The organism is Neobacillus sp. NPDC058068 (assembly GCF_042885335.1).
Lineage (GTDB): Bacteria > Bacillota > Bacilli > Bacillales > Cytobacillaceae > Neobacillus.
Genome location: NZ_JBHVSI010000030.1, coordinates 1 through 18,988, shown reverse-complemented (window position 1 = coordinate 18,988; position 18,988 = coordinate 1). Strand labels below are relative to the sequence as shown.

Here is an 18,988-nt window from a genome sequence, read left to right as displayed (position 1 = left end):
TTTAGCGTTTTTTCTTTAGGCAACTTTTCATGTTTTTTAAGCACCTTGTGGTACTATAATAGCTAAACGTAGAAAAATGAGGTGTGTTGAGTTGAAAATTGAAGTTTGGTCAGATTATGTTTGTCCATTTTGTTATATCGGGAAAAGAAGGTTGGAAGAGGCGTTAAGTCAATTTCCAGATAAGGATCAAGTTGAGGTTGAATTCAAGAGTTTTGAGCTCGATCCAAATTCGCCAAAGAATAGTGGAGAAAATATTCACGAAGTATTAGCCAAAAAATATCGCATGAGTCTTGAGCAAGCTAAACAAGCGAACCAAGGTGTTGGGACTCAGGCTGCAACAGTGGGCTTAACCTTCAATTTTGATGAAATGAAGCCTACCAATACCTTTGATGCTCATCGTTTGGCCAAGTTTGCAATAACGTTGGGGAAAGAAGCAGTGGTCTCTGAAAAACTCCTTCATGCCTACTTTACAGATGGAAAGGATCTTGGCGATTTGGAAACGTTGGCGGACATTGCCGAGGATGCAGGTTTAAACCGGCAAGATGTAGTAACGCTCCTTCATGATAAAAATGCCTTTGCCGCTGATGTCCGTCAAGATGAATCCCTGGCACAGCAATACGGCGTTCGCGGTGTTCCCTATTTTGTGCTAAATCAAAAATATGCAATTTCCGGTGCCCAGCCAACGGAAACCTTTATCGGAGCCCTTCAAAAAGTATGGCAGGAAGAATCTGCTTCTCCCATGTTCCAGGATCTTTCCACTACCGATGATGCCAGCTGTGCCGATGGGAACTGTGTGATTCCAGAGAAAAAATAAAATTCCAGAATTCATAAATTTGAAGAATTTAAATGGGTGAATAAACCGAGAACAATAAAAATGGGAAAGGATTCTCGTGTCCTTTCCCATTTTTGTCTGAATAATTAAGATGTTATCTGCTTTTCATCCTAAAGTAGGACTGGTTACTGTCATCCCAACATCTTTCAATTTGCCAATTGCCTTGAAAAGTGGTTTTGCAGTTTCTGCGCCTGATTGTATTCCTTCTTGTCGTCCTGCGTCTAGAAGTTTTACGTCTAGAAGTGTTCTTTCTTGATGTGTTACGTTGTCCGGATGTATTGCGTCTTGAAGTATTCTTTCGTGAAGTCGTTCCACGACTAGAAGTTCGTTGTTTGGTTGTTCTCCTCCGTGAAGCACCACGGTTAAAGCCAGGATCTCTAAACATGAAATCCCCAAAACCACCGCGTCTTGCCTCATCTGCTGCACTTTGAATCTTCTCCGGTGTAATTTCCTCCATTTTAGCACCTCCTTTAAATATAGAAAAGGGAGTACGAAAACTTAATTGACCATTTGTCTATAAAACTCACTCTTCTTTTACCAATTTACGTATCCAGGTCTGTTTTTGTATGGGACATAAGCCTAGTAGCAGAAAAAATGCTTTTTCAACGTGACATCCTTCTTTTTTCTTTCATACGAATAAAGGAGGAGGGATTGAAAATGGACGAGGCTGAGAAATTACCACACTATAAGCTGTTTATAAAACCCAATGATGTAAGAGAGCTGAGAAGAGATATTTGGATTGATGATCCGATTCCAGCTCAGTTAACGTTGGATGGGAAAAGGCTTGAAATTGATTTAAGCTACCGCGGCTCCCATATCCGTGATTTTTCGAAAAAGTCTTATCAAATTTCTTTTTATAAACCGGCAAAATTCAAAGGATCGAAACAAATTCATTTAAACGCCGAATTCAAGGACCCATCTTTGATACGGAATAAATTATCATTTGATTTCTTTGCGGAAATAGGTGTATTAGCACCACAATCACATCATATTTTTTTAACGCAAAACGGAAAAGCAGAAGGGGTCTATCTGGAAATCGAATCGGTGGATGAAAACTTTTTAAAAAGAAGAAGCCTCCCCGATGGAAGTATTTTTTATGCAGTCGATGGGGATGCCAATTTTTCATTAATGAGCGATTTGGATAAGGAAACAAAAAAATCGCTGGAATTAGGGTATGAAAGAAAATGTGGAGCCGCAACAGAGGATTTTTATTTACAGGAATTTATTTATAAAATCAATACAATCCCCCAAAATGAATTTGAAAAGGAAATTTTGAATTTTGTCGATGTCGACAAATACCTTCGCTGGATAGCGGGAATTATTTTCACCTCAAACTACGATGGGTTCGTCCATAACTATGCGCTTTACAGGAATGGAGATACTGGTCTGTTTGAAGTCATCCCGTGGGATTATGATGCCACCTGGGGCCGTGATGTAAACGGAAAGGTAATGGAAGCGAATTATGTCCCGATAGACGGCTTTAATACCTTAACGGCTCGGCTCCTAGATGTGGAGAGTTTTCGCAAGCAATATCGAACCCTGCTTGAAGCCATCATGAATCATCAATTTACGGTTGACTTTATGATCCCTAAGGTCGAAAATCTGCTTCAATTGGTGCGCCCCTATGTATTACAGGATCCCTATAAAAAACAAACGATTTGCGACTTTGACAAGGAGGCAGCGGTTATCGCGAAATATATTGAAGAAAGAAGAAGGTATCTGCAGCGGAAATTAGCAAAATTAGAGTAGAATTTAATAGTTGGAAGAAATCTGAAAGGACATCTAGTCCTTTTTATTTTTCAATAACAATGGTGAAGTTTTGCTATTTCTGGTATTTTTGTAATATAGAAAAGATTTGCCGCAGCCAAATAACTACGTTTGTTTCATCATCATCGGCATTATTATGGCTATCACAGTAGGTGCTATCTAATCGTTAGATGGGCCTTTCTTTTTTAATTGGAAGAAGTAGGGTTTTTTGTGTGAATGTCGAAATTCTACATAATAGGAAATTTTATAAAAAAATAGGTAAGAGGGAGAGCATACTTAAGTGGCTAAATTTTGTACGAATTGTGGAAATGAATTAAAGGATGGACAAATTTTTTGCACTGGCTGTGGAACAAAGATGAGGGTTCAAAGGACTGAGTATCCCGGGAATTTTTCGGCAACAGAGAGAACAACCTACGTTAAACAAATTAAAAACAAACAGAATCGCAATCTATTAATAACTGTATTATCAATTGTCGGCGGGTTAGCAGTATTGGTTGGTGCCTATTTTATTGTAACAGGATTAAAAGAAACGAAGCCACAAGCGGTTTCTCATAATATGACATCTGGAGCAAAAGCTGGGGGAAGCGACTCAGTAAAGGCCGGCACTAAGGAAGAAAAGGCAGGAGAAAATGATGAGGAAACGATTATTAAAAACTATGCGGGAAAATTGAACAATTTGAAAATCAATGCCTCGGGGGCGGCTATTTCGCTAGGTAAGTGGGACATTACGAACCGGAATGGTACTTTATTTTTGGAAGCCAATAATATCCCTTCGAGAAATTTGACTCGTATTTTTGATCTCTATGATAGTGGGGACTTATCGCCTTTAAAAGATTGGGCAAAAGAAGTGTACTTCATTGCTGATGACTTATCGGGGGAATTAAAGACAAAATGGGACATTGAAGTTGGTAATGGATGTGTGTCTGACTATCCGATTACTCTTTCCCAAGCGGATTTAATGGCGTACTCTGGTTCATGCGGTTATTCGATACCAGTATTATCGGGTTCTGATAAGGGAAGTTTATCATTAGTGATTCATAGTAAGGTATTTGGCTCCACTAAAAATTCCACTGTTTCCGGAACTAATGAGTTTATTTTTCCTCATAGTGATGTTAACAGATTAACAGAAAGTGAGATTGCCCCGCTTTCTCTTGAAGAGCTTGGCTTGGCGAGAAATGAAATCTTTGCACGACATGGTCATGTGTTTACCAAAGAGGAGCTGCGTGCTTATTTCGACCAGAAATCGTGGTACTTCCAAGACCCATCCTATAACGACACATTAAGCCCGATTGAAAAATACAACATAGATTTGATAAAGAGTCGAGAGGAGTACCTAAAGTGAACGCAAGAGCAGTCAAGATAGGAATTGCCCTTATCATTCTATTAGCGATGATCCCTCTTTATTATTTTTTCAATCCTGCTGCGGCAAAAGAAAAGGCTGGCACTAGTAAGAATGAAAAATCCGAGTTGGCAGCGAAAGAGAGTGCGGCTGAAAAATCACAGGACGAAAAGAAAGAAACGGCAAACGAATATTCGAAAAAAGACCCGGAAGCCGCAGTCGCAGCAAATAACGTCGAAGAATCAGTAAAAGAGGACTCAGTGACGTCGGAAACGGCTTCTTCTGAAGAAACAAAGGTGATTCAAAGGGACTTTTTGGTTGTCATCGACCCCGGTCATCAAAGGCATGCAAATTTAGGAAAAGAGCCTGTAGGACCAGGGGCAGCTGAGATGAAGATGAAGGTTACAGGCGGTACATCCGGTGTTGCAACGGGGAAGCCAGAGTATCAATTAGCATTGGAAGCCTCGCTTATTTTAGGGGATCTATTGGAGAAGCAAGGGGTAAAAGTCATTTATACACGGACAACTCACGATGTCAATTTGAGCAACAAGGAAAGGGCGGAATTCGCCAATCAAAATAAAGCGGATTTATTCATTAGGATTCATGCGGATGGGTCAACCGATAAAAACGTTAGCGGTTTATCTGTGTTGACTCCCGCTCATAACGACCGGTACAACAAAGCGATTTACGAGGACAGTTTAAAGGCTTCAGAGTTGATTTTAGCTGAAACGAAAAAAAATACCGCTGTTAAGGTGAATGGAATATCGTTTCGAAGTGATTTGTCAGGATTTAACTGGTCTCAGGTGCCAAGCACATTAGTTGAAATGGGTTTTATGAGCAATCCTGTGGAAGACAGAAACCTTTCAGACCCAACGTATCTAACGAATCTTCTCAGCAACGTTGCCGATGGAATCTTACAGTATGTGAGCCTTAAAAAGTAGGGGGCTGCGAGTGTCTAGTGGAATAATAATAAAAAAGATGCCGATTGGCATCTTTTTTATTATTATTCCACCGTTGTTAGGATAGACTTAGCTCCTATTTGGCAGCCACATGTTACGGCTTCTATAATACCCTTCCATTTCGAATTTATCATTTGGTGTTGTGCTCCAGCCCCAATTTCCTTGTCCAACATTGCTCCTGCCTGGACGATTACAACATCTTGATCGTCTCCGTGATCTATTACGCGAAGTAACCCTTCTAGATGTGTTTCTGCGTGAGGTATTCCGTCTGGATGTATTTCTCCGGGAAGTATTGCGTCTAGAAGTATTCCGTCTGGATGTATTTCTCCGGGAAGTATTGCGTCTGGATGTGTTTCTCCGGGAAGTATTGCGTCTAGAAGTGTTTCGTCTGGATGTGTTTCTCCGGGAGGTATTGCGTCTAGAAGTGTTTCGTCTGGATGTGTTTCTCCGGGAGGTATTGCGTCTAGAAGTGTTCCGTCTGGATGTATTTCTCCGGGAGGTATTCCGTCTAGAAGTCACCACGACTGAGGTTTGGCGATTACTGGTGGTATTTCGTCTAGATGTGACGATGGCGGCAGTCGGCTGCTGTCTCGAAGTAATTCGTCTAGAAGTCACCCTTAAGGAAACCGGCTGCTGTCTCGAAGTAATTCGTCTAGAAGTCACCCTTAAGGAAACCAGCTGCTGTCTCGAAGTAATTCGTCTAGAAGTCACCCTGGAGGAAACCGACTGCTGTCTGGAAGTAATTCGTCTAGAAGTCACCCTTAAGGAAACCGGCTGCTGTCTCGAAGAAATTCGTCTAGAAGTCACCCTGGAGGAAACCGGCTGCTGTCTGGAAGTAATTCGTCTAGAAGTCACCCTGGAGGAAACCGGCTGCTGTCTGGAAGTAATTCGTCTAGAAGTCACCCTTAAGGAAACCGGCTGCTGACTGGAAGTACTCCGCCTAGAAGTCACCCTGGAGGAAACCGGCTGCTGACTGGAAGTAATCCGCCTAGAAGTCACCACGATTGAGGTCTGGCGATTTCTGGAAGTGTTCCGTCTAGTAGTTATGATAATGGAAGTTTGCCGATTTCTAGAAGTATTCCGGCGTGAAGTTTTCCGGCGTGAAGTTTTCCGACGCGAAGTTTTCCGGTGGTGTGGGAGGGGCGGTTTTTTTCTGCTATGTTTTTTATGATGTGATTTGTGCTTTAAACCCGGATCCCTAAACATGAATTTGCCATGCCCAGATTTTTTAACTTCTTCCGCAGCCCTTTGAATATCATCTGAAGAAAAGTTTCTCATTTTTTCACCTCTGTTTTTCTTGAAAAGGAAGGTCGAACACATAATAACCAATAATGGCTTCGCACCTCCTTGTCTCCTATTAATCTACGTCGGCGCTTTTTTTTTGTATAGGGAAATTGCTTATAATGGAAAAAAGTTTGTCCAAACTGGGTACTTAATGAGCCTTACCAACTAGGTGGGGGCTCTTTTTGAGGTTTTCTATACGGTTCGTTCAATAATTATGTTAAAATATGAAGGGTGAAAAACATTATCATTGGGAATCATTTAGAACCTAGATTCAGGAGAGGATTATAATTGAAAAATGATTGGTTACCTTCCTCACAGAAGGATGGGACAGTTTTATTAGCGAAAAGGCAAAATACGTCAACTCTTTTATCTGATTTAAAAGCACTTTTTAAGGCAAATGTTTTATTTGCTAATGTGCTTCCAGTTTTTACAGGCTACTGGTTAGCGCTCTATTTTTCTGGTACTGCATTTAGCGCAAATTGGGACGTTTTTTTGCTAACGATGATTGGAAGTACACTGGTTATGGCCGGGGCACTGGTTATTAATAACTGGTATGATGTTGATATTGATACGGTGATGGACCGAACGAAAAACCGCCCAACCGTTACAGGGACTATTTCTTTAAAGACCGTATTAACGCTGGGAATAGCCTTATCTGTTCTTGGCTTTATCCTGCTGCTGTTTGCAACGATTGAAGCAGCCATTTGGGCGTTCGTGGGCTGGCTCACCTATGTAATCTTGTATACAATGTGGTCAAAACGCAGATATACACTTAATACCGTAATTGGCAGTGTTTCAGGTGCCGTATCACCTCTTATCGGCTGGACGGCAATTGAATCTGGCTTTCATATCGTCCCGATTATCCTATTTCTAATTTTGTTTGTTTTTCAAATGCCCCATACATTTGCTATAGCAATGCGGAAATATCACGAATATAAAGCCGCAGGGGTAGCGATGCTTCCCGTTGTTCACGGCTTTGCCATGACGAAAAGGCAAATATTTGTTTATGTTGCCTGTTTACTGCCGCTGCCATTTTATTTAACGTCACTTGGTACCACATTCATCGTAATTGCCACCGTTCTAAATATCGGCTGGTTTGCTCTAAGTATCTACGGGTTTTTCACGAAAGATGATCAAGGATGGGCTCGAGTGGTTTTTATTTATTCAGTCAATTATATTACTATCTTGTTTGTTTTGATGGTTATTGTTACCTTGCCTCTTTTTGATTAGGTAGATTCAGAAAAAATTAGTTAGGGTCAGTCTTTTGCACAGTTGTGCCGAAAAGACTGACCCTTTCTTCGTCTATGGACCGCTAGAAAAATCAAGCCCGTGACATCGTTTACTTTTATCCGGTATGGGAGGCGTAAACAGGACTATCGTTTTAAGCGTTTAAGGACATGTTCTTCAAAATCTGAATGGTTTATATCCAATCCCAAAATTTCATTTCTAAAGGGCTTGAACCGTCCATTTTCCACTTCTAGGGTAAAATATCCCCGCTCACTTAACAGGTTAATATCCCCGATGATTTTTTTTCTTTGGACCGGGTCAAATAAATGAACTAAATTTGGGTTGCTTGGATGCGCTTTAAACACGCATCCTTTTTCCACACATACTCTTACAATATTTCGTACCTTTGGATGAGCGATACTCTCAATTTTCTTGCTTGTTTCAACATTGGCCATACGTTTTAATCTCCTTTCCCATCATAAAACAATATGCCGAGAAAAAAGGATATATGAAAACCAGCCAATGATTATCTTTACAATTAAAAGAGTACTTAATACAGGAGGAACAGTTAAATGAATGATTTTGAAGACGTTTGAATAGAGTTTTTAAGAAAAAGTCCATAAAAAGGAAGTGGTAGAGAATGCTATCCAACCAGAATATAACTGAACGATTATCAACTATGATAAAAAGCAATCAAAAGGGGGTTTTGGCTTCTGTTGTTTCGGTACAAGGATCTGCCTATAAACGGGAAGGAGCAAAAATGATTGTCGAAGCGAATGGGGAACACCATGGGATGATTTCCGGAGGCTGCCTTGAGTCTGATGTCTTGGCGATAGCAGAGCAAGTCGAAGTCACGGGAAAACCGCTGATAAAGAAATATGAGTTAAATGAAGAGCTCGTTTGGGGGCTTGGATTAGGCTGCCCCGGTACGGTTGAAATACTAATTGAGCCTATTGGTTTTTCTGCTGTATGGAAACATTTAGCTGAAGCCTGCGTGAACTCTGAGGCAATGGTAGTCTGTAAAGTTCTTCAAAAGCGGGAAGCCTGTGATCCATTGCTCATCATAAACAACTTTGAGGTTTACGGGGAATGGACTGATGAGGTTTTACAAGAAAAGGCCGTGACGATTGCTCAGCAGAAATTATGTCAACATGCAGCTGACTCCGAAAGGATCTGTCTGAAAACGAAAAATGGAGAAGAGGTTTTCGTTTTCTTTGATGTTCACTTTCCAGCGCCGCAGCTTGTGATATTTGGGGCAGGTGATGATGCCATACCGCTCGCCCATTTAGGTGCCATGCTTGGTTTTCAAACAACTGTGATTGACCCAAGACCTGCCTTTAACAATAAAGAGCGCTTTCTTCTTGCTGAAACCTTGATAGCAGTACCGGAGCAATACGAAAAAATATCGAACATTTTTGCTCGCAGCTATATTGTGATCATGAACCATCAGTTTGAACGGGATTCAAATGCGTTGACCCTTGCATTACATTCAGCTGCCTCTTATGTTGGGATGTTAGGACCAAGAACGAGACGCGAAAAAATTATCGCTCATTTGCATAACCAAGGAATTGTTTTTTCAAATGAAGAGATGAAAAAATTATTTAGCCCCATTGGCCTTGATATTGGCGCTGATACATCGGAAGAGATAGGCTTAAGTATTATGGCAGAAATCATCGCTTTTCGTAATCGGCATCAAGGCGGATTTTTAAGGGAGCAATATTTTATTCACCAAAAATCTCGAGTCCCTATAAACAAGGCATAAATGAAAAAGCCGGGTGCGATGATTTTAGCGGCAGGAAATTCATCGAGAATGAACTTTCCTAAACCACTGCTGCAATGGCAGGATCAAACTTTACTGGAATATCAAATCAATCAGCTGACAATGCTTCCATTTTCAGAAATTATCGTTGTCCTTGGCCACGAGGCAGAAGCGATTCTCAATAAGGTTTCGATTGGGGATCCAAGGGTTACTTTTCTCAATTGCCAGACTTATCGGGAGGGATTAAGTTCCTCCTTGAAATTTGGTTTGGAGTACGCCGCTGATAAACATGATGCTGTGTTGTTGATGCTTGTCGACCTGCCGCTAATCCAGTTGAAGACAATCAAACAAGTTTTTGAAGCCGGAGTTACTCTTTTAAATGGTGTCTGCGAGCCGTTTGCCATTCAGCCGCAGTACGAGAATCAAAAGGGACATCCCGTGTTTATCGGCCATTTTCAGGGGCTAAACTGGAGCGGCCTCGACGGGGATATTGGTGCAAAACCGCTTATCGGGCAATTGAAAAATCGTGAATGCATAGATACGAATGATATTGGTGTTATTTTTGATATTGATACGCCACAGGATTATGAGAAAGCTTTGTCCATTTATACACGAAGAACAGGAAATCCAAAGAACTAGCTTCTTCAAGTGGCTAGTTTTTATTTTGGTAGATTTGACCTAGGTAAATACTAGAGAAATTTGCCCATTTGAACTATCTCTCTCCTGGTATCGTCCTTCGCCAATTTCCGACATAAAATAGTTCGATTTAATTATTTCGAGAATCGAAACTATTAAATGAACCTCTAGATATCCTTCATAACTCATAGGAAGAGACCATTTCATAGAAATTCAGTCCTAGTCAGTATTGTTTGCGAGATAATTCCAACTAATCATGCAATTGTGAATAATAAAAAATATACTAAGTGAGAATAAATCTAAAGGAGGTAATAATTTGAAGAAGAAACTAATTGCACCAGTCGTTTTATCTACTGCGCTTCTTGCTGGGAGCCTTCCATTTAGTAATGTTCTAGCGAAACAATCGGAGGAAACCGCAACAATTTCGCTAACAAATAAGTGGAATGAAAAGGCGAATGTTCCTATTTTTGTTCGCGAGAAACAGCTAGAAAAACGAAACGCTAGTAATGCTAGTGATGCCCTAAACTATTTAGAAGAAAAAAAGAGTAAGGTAAAAATCAAGAATCCGAAAGCGGATTTAAAAGTTAAAAAAACGAATAAAGATGAACTTGGAATGACGCATGTCCGTTTTAACCAAACGAAAAATGGTGTACCGGTAGAAGGTGCTGAAGTACTTGTCCACTACAACGAAAAGAATGAGATAGTTGCTGTCAATGGTTCCGTTAGCACCGATGTAGACGAACTGAACCTCAACACTAAACCTAAACTAAATAGTGAAGAAGCCTTGGCGGCGGCAAAATCATCCGTAGATGCTCCATCTCAATTACAATACAATCCGACCACAGAACTTGTCGTCTATCCATTTGAGGGAGAAAGTAGTTTAGCATATAAAGTTAATGTTAATTTTCATGGAGACGAACCTGGAAACTGGTATGTTTTTGTCGATGCCCATTCAGGTGAAGTGATTGACAAATATAATGCAATAATGGACGCAGATGAAATTAAATCACAAACTGGTACGGGAACGGGTGTGCTTGGGGCACATAGGCTTCTACATATCTCTCAAAGTAAAAATCCGAAAGAGGGCACCGTCTTTCAATTAGCAGATTACGGCCATAAAAACTTAAGTGGAATTTTCACCTACGATGCTCCGACAGGTTCTTTATTTACTAGTGATAGTGCTTCATTTAAGAAGGATTACGACAGGGCTGCTGTTGATGCTCATTATAATTCAGAAAAAGTATATCACTACTACCTTGATGAACACGGCCGAAACTCACTGGATGATAAAGGAATGGCAATCAACTCTTACGTTCACTATGGGACGAACTACAACAATGCTTTTTGGGATGGCCGGCAAATGACTTATGGCGACGGGGATGGATCATACATGATCTCTCTTTCTGCCGGACTTGATGTCGCAGCCCATGAAATGACCCATGGTGTGACGACAAATACAGCGAATTTACAATATCGCTTCCAGCCTGGAGCACTAAATGAAGCGTTTTCTGATATCTTCGGTGCATTAATTGATGATGCCAATTGGGAAATTGGCGAGGATATTATGGGCCCTGGTGCGAAAGCGGATGGCCGTGAATCTTTACGGAGTTTAAGTGACCCAAGTAAATACCCAGTAGGCGCATCATATGTTCCATACGGGAATGGAAAAGGTAAATATCCTGCCCACATGAATGAGTTCTATGACCTTCCACGAAATTTAGATAATGGCGGTGTTCATATTAATTCTTCCATCATCAATCATGCTGCCTATACCACAGCACAGGATATTGGACGTGAAAAATTAGGGAAAATCTACTACCGTGCACTGTCTGTTTATTTAACACCAACATCTGATTTTAGCGACGCTCGGAAAGCTATTATTCAATCAGCTGTTGACCTTTATGGGGATGGCAGTTCAGAGGCTGCAGCTGCAGCAAACGGATTTAATAAAGTAGGAATTTTGGAATAATTAAGCTGTCCTGATTGAATAGCCTTGATGAATTGTGCTATTATCCTATCATTAATATCACTTTTTAAAATGGGGGATAAAAATGGCGAGAAAGGCTTATAGTGCAGAAGGGGCCGTGTCAGTGGGACCATACTCTCATGCTGTCGATGCCGGAAAATTGGTTTATTTATCAGGTCAAACACCATTGGACTCATCTACGGGGGAACTAGTGAAGGGCGGCATAGGTGACCAAACGAAGCAGTGCTTTATCAACTTATTCGAAGTGTTAGCGGCGGCAAATTTGACTCCGGATGATGTTGTAAAAGTAAATGTTTATTTAACGGATATGAATCATTTTTCTGCGATGAATGAGGTTTATCAAACGTATTTTTCCAAACCATTTCCCGCGAGGACATGTGTTGCAGTTTTAGCTCTGCCGCTTGGCGCAGATGTTGAAATTGAAATGATTGCAAAAAGACCATAAATAAGGGAAAAACAGGGAAATTCCGAGTGGGGGAAATTCCCTGTTTTTTTTATAAGTGTTTAAGAATCAATAGAAGCAAACTGCTCCAACGATGATTAAAAGAATAAACAAGACAACGATTAAGGCAAATACACCGGCGCCGCCAAAACCAACGCCTCCGCCGTAGCCATATCCACCACCACAACCACAACCACCAAAGCCATATCCACCGTACATAGTAATCTCTCCTTTTATGGTTTTATTTTATTAATAGTAGCCGCCGTACCCGCCATAGCCTCCGCCCAAAAAGGAAGCACCTACAATTATTAGCAGGATAAACAAGACAACAATCAAAGCAAAACCTCCACCTGCACCATCAGACATTCCACAAACCTCCCTTGCCCTTATTTATTTATAAAATATGTGAAAAATGTAAAATGGGAAGGGCACAAACCTAAAATTGAAGACAACAGACCAAATCATTGATCATCAATAAACTGGAAAAAGCCTTGTTTTTAAGTGAAAAAAATAAAACCGTATCAAAAAATGGTAAACTATTAAATAAAAGATGATTAAAGAGGTGTTCATAATGATAAAAGCAATTTTTTTCGATTTAGATGATACACTCCTTTGGGATCAAAAAAGTGTCAAGGAAGCGTTTGCGGCAACCTGCAAATTTGCTGAAGACCGCTGCGGGGCAGACCCTGTTCAACTCGAAGAAACAGTACGCCAAGCAGCTAGAAACCTATACTCTTCCTATGAAACTTACGCTTTTACGCAAATGATCGGGATTAATCCGTTTGAAGGATTGTGGGGTAATTTCTTCGATGATCACGATGAATTTAAAAAAATGAAAGAAATTGTTCCCGGTTATCGAAAACAAGTATGGACTAGAGGGCTAAAGGCATTAGGCGTGGATGATCCCGAATTGGGATCCGAATTAGCGGAGCGGTTTCCAAATGAACGGAGAAACTTGCCGTATGTGTATGAAGAAACCTTTAAAACGCTGGACTTGCTAAAAGAAAATTATCAACTTCTTCTGTTAACCAATGGTTCACCGGACTTGCAAAAAACGAAACTAGACCTGTCACCTGAGCTTGTCCCATACTTCGACCAAATTGTCATTTCGGGAGATTTTGGCAAAGGGAAGCCAGATCCAGCTATTTTCGAATATGCCTTGTCACTTATGAACCTGGAGAAAAATGAGGTTATCATGGTCGGGGACAATTTAATGACAGATATTCTCGGTGCGAATCGTGCCGGAATCCAATCGGTTTGGATTAACCGCGGTCAGAAAGAGCGAAATGAAGTAATACCCGCTTATGAAATTCAGCATTTGGAAGAGCTGTTTAGCCTATTAGAGGAATTAAAGGCGGAGGGGTAAACATATGGCTGAAAGACGAGTCTTCTTGCCCAGGAGACTCGTTTTTCGGCTCTATTAATCAATTAGTAGTTCCGCTCAATGACAAAATGGGCCAAATCACCGCGATAGATTGTTTTTGAATATTCTATGATGGTTCCATCTGAAAGGTAGGCAAGGGTATCGAGTGCAAAGCATGGATTGCCGATTTTAATTTGCAGTTTTTCAGCTGAGTCTTCATCCGCGGTAAACAATTCAAGACTTTCGATCGTTTTGTAAATTTTTAAGCCGTATTGAGTATCCAAAAGGTTATATAATGATTTCTCACAAGCTTTTCTATTTAACGCGGGAGTTTTATACCACGGTAAATAGGCAATTTCATATTGGAGCGGTTCTTCATTAACAAAACGGACTCTTTCCAGCATATTGACGGGCTCGCCCTCCGTTATTTTTAGCTGCTCACTTAGATATTCATCTGCGGGAATTACATCGAGTTGCAGTACTTTAATTAGCGGTTTTTTTCCTTGCATCGTAATTTGTTTCGAAAAATGTTCCACAGTGGTAGTTAGGATTTGTTTTACTTTGTTCGCTTCAACAAAAGTTCCGCTTCCTCTTTTACGATAAATATAACCTTCCATTGTTAATTGCTGTAAGGCAGTGCGGACGGTTGTCCTGCTGACACCATATTTATCGCAAAATTCTGCCTCAGTCGGCAGCTGCTCTTCCGGCTTATATTCTCCATCATTAATTAATTGAATGATTGCATCCTTTACCTTAAGGTGAAGTGCACTGCCATCTTTTGTTTCTACTAACAATTTTTATCCCTCCCTCATTACTATAGTTAATCAAAAAAACTAAATATAATGTCTAAAATGTACAAATAATAAAATTTGTAGTAACAAATTGATAAATTGTATTATAAATATTCTGAATCGTTAATACAATGATAATGCAGTATGCTCAAATTATTTTGAGAGGAGGACCAACCAGGGCTTTTTGGTAAAAAGACATTCGTTTCATTGGCCACATTTGTTGCTGCTCTTATTATTTTATTTTGAAATCGCTTTCATTATCAATGGGGGGTTGAGGATGAATATCTTATTATGCTGCTCCGCCGGTATGTCTACAAGTCTTTTAGTTTCAAAGATGGAAGCTAGTGCGAAGTCGCAAGGCATTGACTGTAAAATTTGGGCAGTCGGTTCAACGGAAATAAATGAACAAATCAATCATGCGGATGTCCTGCTTCTAGGGCCACAGGTTCGCTATTTACTCACACAGCTAAAGAAAGCTGGAGAGAAAAAGGGGATTCCTGTTGATTCCATTAACCCAAGACATTATGGCCTATGCAATGGTGAGGAAGTTTTGAAGCAAGCTCTAAATCTACTTAAAGGGGAGTGAGGGACATGATGAATTTTGTTGATAAATTTATTATGCCGTTCGCAAATAAGCTTGGCAGCAATAGGCATCTTCTCGCCATTCGTGACGCTTTGGTCGGAATGATTGCGATTACTATGATTGGTTCTTTATCCGTATTAGTAACAAACTTAGGTGCAGTACCAGGTGTTGGAAAATATTACGAAAAGTTTATGATATCTATCTTTGGTGAAACTTGGAAAACACTAGGTTCAGATATTTGGTGGGGAACACTTGCCTTTATGACCATCTTTGCCGTTTTCGGGATTGCTAATCGACTGGCAAGGTCATACGGTGATGATGGATTCGAGGCGATGCTTGTTTCCGCTGCTTCCTTTTTTGTCCTCATTCCACAAGTTGCGAATGTCTCACTTACCCCTGAGGGTGGAGAAGCAGTAACCGGAGGTGCTTGGGGGTTTATTAGCTGGAATTATTTCAATGCTACTGCCCTTTTCACAGGAATTATCGTCGCCCTCGTAGCTACGGAAATATTCGTTCGGCTGGCAAAGGTAAAATTCCTTATTATTAAATTGCCTGATGGAGTTCCACCGGCAGTTTCCCGTTCTTTTGCGAAGCTCTTACCGGGCATGGTGACCATATTTACGGTTGGTTTGTTCGGATTATTGCTACGAAAATTTATCAGTGATGGTGCCTATCTAAACGACTGGTTAAATAAGGTACTCGTTTCGCCGCTCACGGGTGCCGTAGACACGCTGGCTTTTGCGATTCTAATCGTATTCTTAGTACACTGCTTCTGGATTCTAGGTCTTCACGGTCCAAATATTCTTGGAGGCATTACAACACCTTTAATGACTAAGCTGGGTCAAGATAATATCAACATGTATGCACAGCATGTCGATGATTTAAGCAAGTATCACGTTCTATCCGGATCATTCCTAGATGCGTTCGTCTATCTCGGCGGTTCAGGTGCCACATTAGGTTTAATTATTGCGATGTTTATCGCCGGGCGAAAACGCTATAAGCAATTACTCGCCTTGGGAACACCGCCGGGAATATTTCAAATTAACGAACCGATTTTGTTCGGACTGCCAATCGTATTGAATCCAATCTGGTTTATTCCCTTTATCCTTAGTCCAATTATTATGACAATTGTAGCCTATTCATCTATTAGTCTAGGCTTGGTTCACCCAGTTGTCGCAGACATTCCTTGGGTAACGCCGGCGATTGTCGGTGGATTACTGGCAACGGGCGGCCACGTATCAGGAGCCATTTTAGCGGCAGTGAATTTAGTTATTTCGATCGTTATTTACCTGCCGTTTGTTTTTGTAACCGGAAGAATAGATGCAAGGAAAGCAGAAGATAAGCCGATAGCATAGTCATTTTCAAATGATTTTAACTGTAAGCCCTGGGACATTCAAAATTCATCTGGACTGTCCCCAGGGTCATACTTACTTTCTCTTAGAATGTTAATCACATATAAAAAGATAATACAACCAGAGGTGTGATGGAATGAAAACAGGCTTGAAAATTGTCACGATTGGCGGGGGCTCAAGCTACACCCCTGAACTAATTGAAGGATTTATTCATTATCATAATGAACTGCCAGTTCGAGAAATATGGCTTGTGGACGTGGATGAAGGGAAGGAAAAACTTGAAATTGTCGGCAATTTAGCGAAAAGGATGGTGAAAAAGGCCGGAGTTCCAATTGAAATCCATTTAACTTTAGATCGAAAAGAGGCGTTAAAATCTGCAGATTTTGTCACTACGCAATTCCGGGTCGGTATGCTTGACGCGAGGGGGAAAGATGAACGGATTCCCTTGAAGCACGGCGTTCTCGGGCAGGAGACCAACGGGCCAGGCGGCTTATTTAAAGCGCTGAGAACCATCCCTGTCATCCTTGATATTTGCCTGGAGATGGAGGAGCTATGTCCAAATGCCTGGCTGATAAACTTTACGAATCCAGCTGGTATGGTGACGGAGGCAGTGCTTCGTTTCAGTAATGTTGAAAAAGTCGTTGGATTGTGCAATGTGCCGATTGGGATGGAAATGGGCGTCGCCGCGCTCTTAGGCGTTGATCCTACCAGAGTTCGGATTGATTTTGCCGGCTTAAACCATATGGTGTACGGATTGGATGTTTTTGTCGATGGGCTATCTGTGAAAGAGCAAGTGATGACGTTATTAACAGACCCGGAAAAGAATATTACAATGCAAAACATCCATGCGATGGGATGGGAGCCCGAATTTTTAAGGGCATTAAATGTTCTCCCATGCCCTTATCACAATTACTATTATAAATCAGGAGAAATGCTGGCGGAGGAACTGAAAAAATATCAAGAAGGCGGCACACGAGCAGAGGTAGTCAAAAAACTAGAGGATGAGCTGTTTAAGTTATACAAGGATCCTAATTTAGCCATTAAGCCGCCGCAGTTAGAGAAGCGGGGAGGTGCTTATTATAGTGAAGCCGCCGTTAGACTGATTCACTCCATATATACGGATAAACGAGATATCCAGACTGTGAACACTCGGAACAACGGTGCGATTTCAAACATTCCTTCGGATTCTGCGGTTGAAGTCAGCTGCATTATTACTAGTGTTGGACCAAAGCCAATGGCGGTGGGGGAGCTGCCTATGCAAGTGAACGGTCTTGTCCAGCAAATAAAATCATTTGAACGGGCAGCTATTGATGCTGCCATCAGCGGTGATTACGGTACGGCCTTACTAGCGATGACCATCAATCCGCTTGTTCCAAGTGATCGAATTGCGAAGATTATTTTAGACGAAATGCTGGAGGCACACAAAAAATATCTTCCACAGTTTTCAATGAAGGGGGAGTAATACTATTGGAAAACCAAGAAACAGTGATTTTTCAAATAATCCTTCATGGCGGGAACGGAAGAAGTGCGGCGATGGAGGCAATCCAGGCAGCAAGGCAAGGTGACTTTGAAGGCGCAAAGGATAAATTAAAGGAGTCCGCTGATGCCTTGAATGAGGCACATCATATTCAAACATCGTTGATTCAAGGAGAGATAAGGGGCGAAAAAACGGAAATTTCTCTACTAATGGTGCATGCGCAGGATCATTTAATGAATGCGATGATGGTTAGGGATTTGGCTGTAGAAATGGTTGAACTTTACCGCAGAATCCAATGATTGATCAAATGGTTGTGCCCCTCGAACAAAAGTGAAGGCAATCCGATAAGGGTGATTAGAAATGATTAAATTAATCATCAATGCAGATGATTTTGGGTTAAGCAGAGGTGTAAACCACGGAATCATCGATAGCTATTTATATGGAGTAGTCAATTCAACGACGATGATGATGAATATGGCGGGAACCGGCCATGCGATTCAATTGGCCAAAAAAACCTCAGGACTAAGGGTTGGCATTCATCTAGTTCTGACGAGCGGGAAACCGATTGCAACGGATGTGCCGACATTGATTGGTAATAATGGCTATTTTAAGTCCTTGGCTGCTTTTAACAATGGCAGTGATATCTCATTAGCTGAGGTAGAAAGAGAATGGACTGCGCAAATCGAACGATTTATCGCTTCTGGTCTTACCCCTACTCATTTCGACAGCCATCACCATGTCCATACGCTGAAGGAACTGGAGCCGGTGGTCAAGAAACTAGCAAATAAATACCAGCTTCCGGTACGCAGAAATGGCTCGATTACGATAGATGGGGTAGATTCCTACTCCGACTTGTCGCTGTTCGATTTTTACGGAGAAGGGGTTACTGAGGATTATTTTTCAATGCTATCAACACGGATTAAAGATGGGACGACCGTTGAGATCATGTGCCATCCAGCCTATGTAGATCATACCCTTATTAACGGGTCTTCCTATACGTTTAAGAGAATAACGGAGCATAAGATTTTGACAACGGTCACCTTACCAGAAGAAATGGTTTTATTATAGAGGCTGTGTTAAAAGAGAATGTTGATCTCCGTTCCAGGCGCTTCGCTTTCCGCGGGGCGGGCGGTGAGCCTCCTCGGCGCTAAAGCGCCTGCGGGGTCTCACCTGTCCCGCTGCTCCCGCAG

21 protein-coding genes and 1 pseudogene are annotated in these 18,988 nt (G+C 41.2%); 16 read left to right on the top strand and 6 right to left on the bottom strand.

What is annotated here, in order from left to right:
• Positions 1 to 91: 91 nt before the first annotated feature.
• Positions 92 to 814, top strand: coding sequence for a DsbA family oxidoreductase (locus ACFVSW_RS25345; protein WP_387319389.1), 723 nt, complete (start codon positions 92 to 94; stop codon positions 812 to 814).
• Between the two features lie 112 nt (positions 815 to 926).
• Here ACFVSW_RS25345 and ACFVSW_RS25340 read toward each other — a convergent pair whose 3' ends face one another.
• The gene (locus ACFVSW_RS25340; RefSeq protein WP_387319388.1) at positions 927 to 1,289 is read right to left on the bottom strand and encodes a CotG/ExsB N-terminal domain-containing protein; all 363 of its coding nucleotides are present in this window, start codon (positions 1,287 to 1,289) and stop codon (positions 927 to 929) included.
• A gap of 200 nt (positions 1,290 to 1,489) precedes the next feature.
• Between ACFVSW_RS25340 and ACFVSW_RS25335 the strand changes: the two genes are divergently transcribed.
• From ACFVSW_RS25335 to ACFVSW_RS25320, 4 genes are all read left to right on the top strand, one after another.
• Entirely contained in the window at positions 1,490 to 2,581 is a 1,092-nt protein-coding gene (locus tag ACFVSW_RS25335; RefSeq protein ID WP_387319387.1) for a CotH kinase family protein, read from the top strand.
• Positions 2,582 to 2,879: 298 nt separating this feature from the next.
• Positions 2,880 to 3,941 (top strand): YARHG domain-containing protein, encoded by a 1,062-nt coding sequence (locus ACFVSW_RS25330; protein WP_387319386.1) that lies wholly within the window; start codon positions 2,880 to 2,882, stop codon positions 3,939 to 3,941.
• Positions 3,938 to 4,879 carry an N-acetylmuramoyl-L-alanine amidase family protein gene (locus ACFVSW_RS25325; protein ID WP_387319385.1) on the top strand — a complete coding sequence of 314 codons (942 nt, stop codon included), beginning with the start codon at positions 3,938 to 3,940 and terminating at the stop codon, positions 4,877 to 4,879. Before ACFVSW_RS25330 ends, ACFVSW_RS25325 begins: the two co-directional genes overlap by 4 nt.
• Before the next feature lie 562 nt (positions 4,880 to 5,441).
• Positions 5,442 to 5,822 (top strand): hypothetical protein, encoded by a 381-nt coding sequence (locus ACFVSW_RS25320; RefSeq protein ID WP_387319415.1) that lies wholly within the window; start codon positions 5,442 to 5,444, stop codon positions 5,820 to 5,822.
• Positions 5,823 to 6,100: 278 nt separating this feature from the next.
• On the opposite strand, the pseudogene ACFVSW_RS25315 reads toward ACFVSW_RS25320, so the two are convergent.
• Positions 6,101 to 6,175, bottom strand: a pseudogene (locus ACFVSW_RS25315) (CotG/ExsB N-terminal domain-containing protein); the annotation flags it as partial.
• A 294-nt stretch (positions 6,176 to 6,469) separates the two neighbouring features.
• Between ACFVSW_RS25315 and cyoE the strand changes: the two are divergent.
• Positions 6,470 to 7,411: a heme o synthase gene (cyoE, locus tag ACFVSW_RS25310; protein WP_387319384.1), complete on the top strand. Its 942-nt coding sequence runs from the start codon at positions 6,470 to 6,472 to the stop codon at positions 7,409 to 7,411.
• Between the two features lie 143 nt (positions 7,412 to 7,554).
• Here cyoE and ACFVSW_RS25305 read toward each other — a convergent pair whose 3' ends face one another.
• A complete protein-coding gene (locus tag ACFVSW_RS25305; protein ID WP_387319383.1) occupies positions 7,555 to 7,863 on the bottom strand; it encodes a hypothetical protein in 309 nt (102 codons plus the stop codon).
• A gap of 185 nt (positions 7,864 to 8,048) precedes the next feature.
• Between ACFVSW_RS25305 and ACFVSW_RS25300 the strand changes: the two genes are divergently transcribed.
• From ACFVSW_RS25300 to ACFVSW_RS25285, 4 genes are all read left to right on the top strand, one after another.
• Positions 8,049 to 9,170, top strand: coding sequence for an XdhC family protein (locus ACFVSW_RS25300; RefSeq protein WP_387319382.1), 1,122 nt, complete (start codon positions 8,049 to 8,051; stop codon positions 9,168 to 9,170).
• Positions 9,171 to 9,806 carry a nucleotidyltransferase family protein gene (locus ACFVSW_RS25295; protein ID WP_387319381.1) on the top strand — a complete coding sequence of 212 codons (636 nt, stop codon included), beginning with the start codon at positions 9,171 to 9,173 and terminating at the stop codon, positions 9,804 to 9,806.
• 313 nt (positions 9,807 to 10,119) lie between these two features.
• A complete protein-coding gene (locus ACFVSW_RS25290) occupies positions 10,120 to 11,772 on the top strand; it encodes a M4 family metallopeptidase (protein ID WP_387319380.1) in 1,653 nt (550 codons plus the stop codon).
• 82 nt (positions 11,773 to 11,854) lie between these two features.
• Complete coding sequence (locus ACFVSW_RS25285) at positions 11,855 to 12,235, top strand: RidA family protein (RefSeq protein ID WP_387319379.1); 381 nt, start codon at positions 11,855 to 11,857, stop codon at positions 12,233 to 12,235.
• Between the two features lie 66 nt (positions 12,236 to 12,301).
• On the opposite strand, the gene yjcZ is transcribed toward ACFVSW_RS25285, so the two are convergent.
• Both yjcZ and ACFVSW_RS25275 read right to left on the bottom strand, forming a co-directional pair.
• Complete coding sequence (gene yjcZ / locus ACFVSW_RS25280) at positions 12,302 to 12,451, bottom strand: sporulation protein YjcZ (protein WP_387319377.1); 150 nt, start codon at positions 12,449 to 12,451, stop codon at positions 12,302 to 12,304.
• 30 nt (positions 12,452 to 12,481) lie between these two features.
• Positions 12,482 to 12,598, bottom strand: a complete 117-nt coding sequence (locus ACFVSW_RS25275) for a YjcZ family sporulation protein (protein WP_387319376.1) — start codon at positions 12,596 to 12,598, stop codon at positions 12,482 to 12,484.
• A 205-nt stretch (positions 12,599 to 12,803) separates the two neighbouring features.
• On the opposite strand from ACFVSW_RS25275, the gene ACFVSW_RS25270 reads away from it, so the two are divergent.
• The gene (locus ACFVSW_RS25270) at positions 12,804 to 13,598 is read left to right on the top strand and encodes an HAD family hydrolase (protein ID WP_387319374.1); all 795 of its coding nucleotides are present in this window, start codon (positions 12,804 to 12,806) and stop codon (positions 13,596 to 13,598) included.
• 62 nt (positions 13,599 to 13,660) lie between these two features.
• Here the strand turns inward: ACFVSW_RS25270 and ACFVSW_RS25265 are convergent, their stop codons facing one another.
• Positions 13,661 to 14,389 (bottom strand): GntR family transcriptional regulator, encoded by a 729-nt coding sequence (locus tag ACFVSW_RS25265; RefSeq protein ID WP_387319373.1) that lies wholly within the window; start codon positions 14,387 to 14,389, stop codon positions 13,661 to 13,663.
• A gap of 274 nt (positions 14,390 to 14,663) precedes the next feature.
• Between ACFVSW_RS25265 and ACFVSW_RS25260 the strand changes: the two genes are divergently transcribed.
• The 5 genes from ACFVSW_RS25260 to chbG all read left to right on the top strand — a co-directional run bounded on the left by ACFVSW_RS25260 (position 14,664) and on the right by chbG (position 18,866).
• Positions 14,664 to 14,972, top strand: a complete 309-nt coding sequence (locus tag ACFVSW_RS25260; RefSeq protein WP_387319371.1) for a PTS sugar transporter subunit IIB — start codon at positions 14,664 to 14,666, stop codon at positions 14,970 to 14,972.
• 5 nt (positions 14,973 to 14,977) lie between these two features.
• On the top strand, positions 14,978 to 16,324 hold the full coding sequence (locus tag ACFVSW_RS25255) for a PTS sugar transporter subunit IIC (protein ID WP_387319370.1): 1,347 nt from the start codon (positions 14,978 to 14,980) through the stop codon (positions 16,322 to 16,324).
• Between the two features lie 133 nt (positions 16,325 to 16,457).
• The gene (locus tag ACFVSW_RS25250; protein ID WP_387319369.1) at positions 16,458 to 17,783 is read left to right on the top strand and encodes a 6-phospho-beta-glucosidase; all 1,326 of its coding nucleotides are present in this window, start codon (positions 16,458 to 16,460) and stop codon (positions 17,781 to 17,783) included.
• A gap of 5 nt (positions 17,784 to 17,788) precedes the next feature.
• Positions 17,789 to 18,097 (top strand): PTS lactose/cellobiose transporter subunit IIA, encoded by a 309-nt coding sequence (locus tag ACFVSW_RS25245; RefSeq protein ID WP_387319368.1) that lies wholly within the window; start codon positions 17,789 to 17,791, stop codon positions 18,095 to 18,097.
• Positions 18,098 to 18,158: 61 nt separating this feature from the next.
• Positions 18,159 to 18,866: a chitin disaccharide deacetylase gene (gene chbG / locus ACFVSW_RS25240; RefSeq protein WP_387319367.1), complete on the top strand. Its 708-nt coding sequence runs from the start codon at positions 18,159 to 18,161 to the stop codon at positions 18,864 to 18,866.
• Positions 18,867 to 18,988: the final 122 nt, after the last annotated feature.

What these genes read in the sequence shown, in the direction of transcription:
- ACFVSW_RS25270 (WP_387319374.1), top strand. Translation starts at nt 12,804, where the DNA reads ATGATAAAAGCAATTTTTTTCGATTTAGATGATACACTCCTTTGGGAT.
- chbG (WP_387319367.1), top strand. Translation starts at nt 18,159, where the DNA reads ATGATTAAATTAATCATCAATGCAGATGATTTTGGGTTAAGCAGAGGT.
- ACFVSW_RS25305 (WP_387319383.1), bottom strand. Translation starts at nt 7,863, where the DNA reads ATGGCCAATGTTGAAACAAGCAAGAAAATTGAGAGTATCGCTCATCCA.
- ACFVSW_RS25275 (WP_387319376.1), bottom strand. Translation starts at nt 12,598, where the DNA reads ATGTCTGATGGTGCAGGTGGAGGTTTTGCTTTGATTGTTGTCTTGTTT.
- ACFVSW_RS25285 (WP_387319379.1), top strand. Translation starts at nt 11,855, where the DNA reads ATGGCGAGAAAGGCTTATAGTGCAGAAGGGGCCGTGTCAGTGGGACCA.
- ACFVSW_RS25335 (WP_387319387.1), top strand. Translation starts at nt 1,490, where the DNA reads ATGGACGAGGCTGAGAAATTACCACACTATAAGCTGTTTATAAAACCC.
- yjcZ (WP_387319377.1), bottom strand. Translation starts at nt 12,451, where the DNA reads ATGTACGGTGGATATGGCTTTGGTGGTTGTGGTTGTGGTGGTGGATAT.
- ACFVSW_RS25340 (WP_387319388.1), bottom strand. Translation starts at nt 1,289, where the DNA reads ATGGAGGAAATTACACCGGAGAAGATTCAAAGTGCAGCAGATGAGGCA.
- ACFVSW_RS25300 (WP_387319382.1), top strand. Translation starts at nt 8,049, where the DNA reads ATGCTATCCAACCAGAATATAACTGAACGATTATCAACTATGATAAAA.
- ACFVSW_RS25255 (WP_387319370.1), top strand. Translation starts at nt 14,978, where the DNA reads ATGATGAATTTTGTTGATAAATTTATTATGCCGTTCGCAAATAAGCTT.
- ACFVSW_RS25250 (WP_387319369.1), top strand. Translation starts at nt 16,458, where the DNA reads ATGAAAACAGGCTTGAAAATTGTCACGATTGGCGGGGGCTCAAGCTAC.
- ACFVSW_RS25295 (WP_387319381.1), top strand. Translation starts at nt 9,171, where the DNA reads ATGAAAAAGCCGGGTGCGATGATTTTAGCGGCAGGAAATTCATCGAGA.
- ACFVSW_RS25260 (WP_387319371.1), top strand. Translation starts at nt 14,664, where the DNA reads ATGAATATCTTATTATGCTGCTCCGCCGGTATGTCTACAAGTCTTTTA.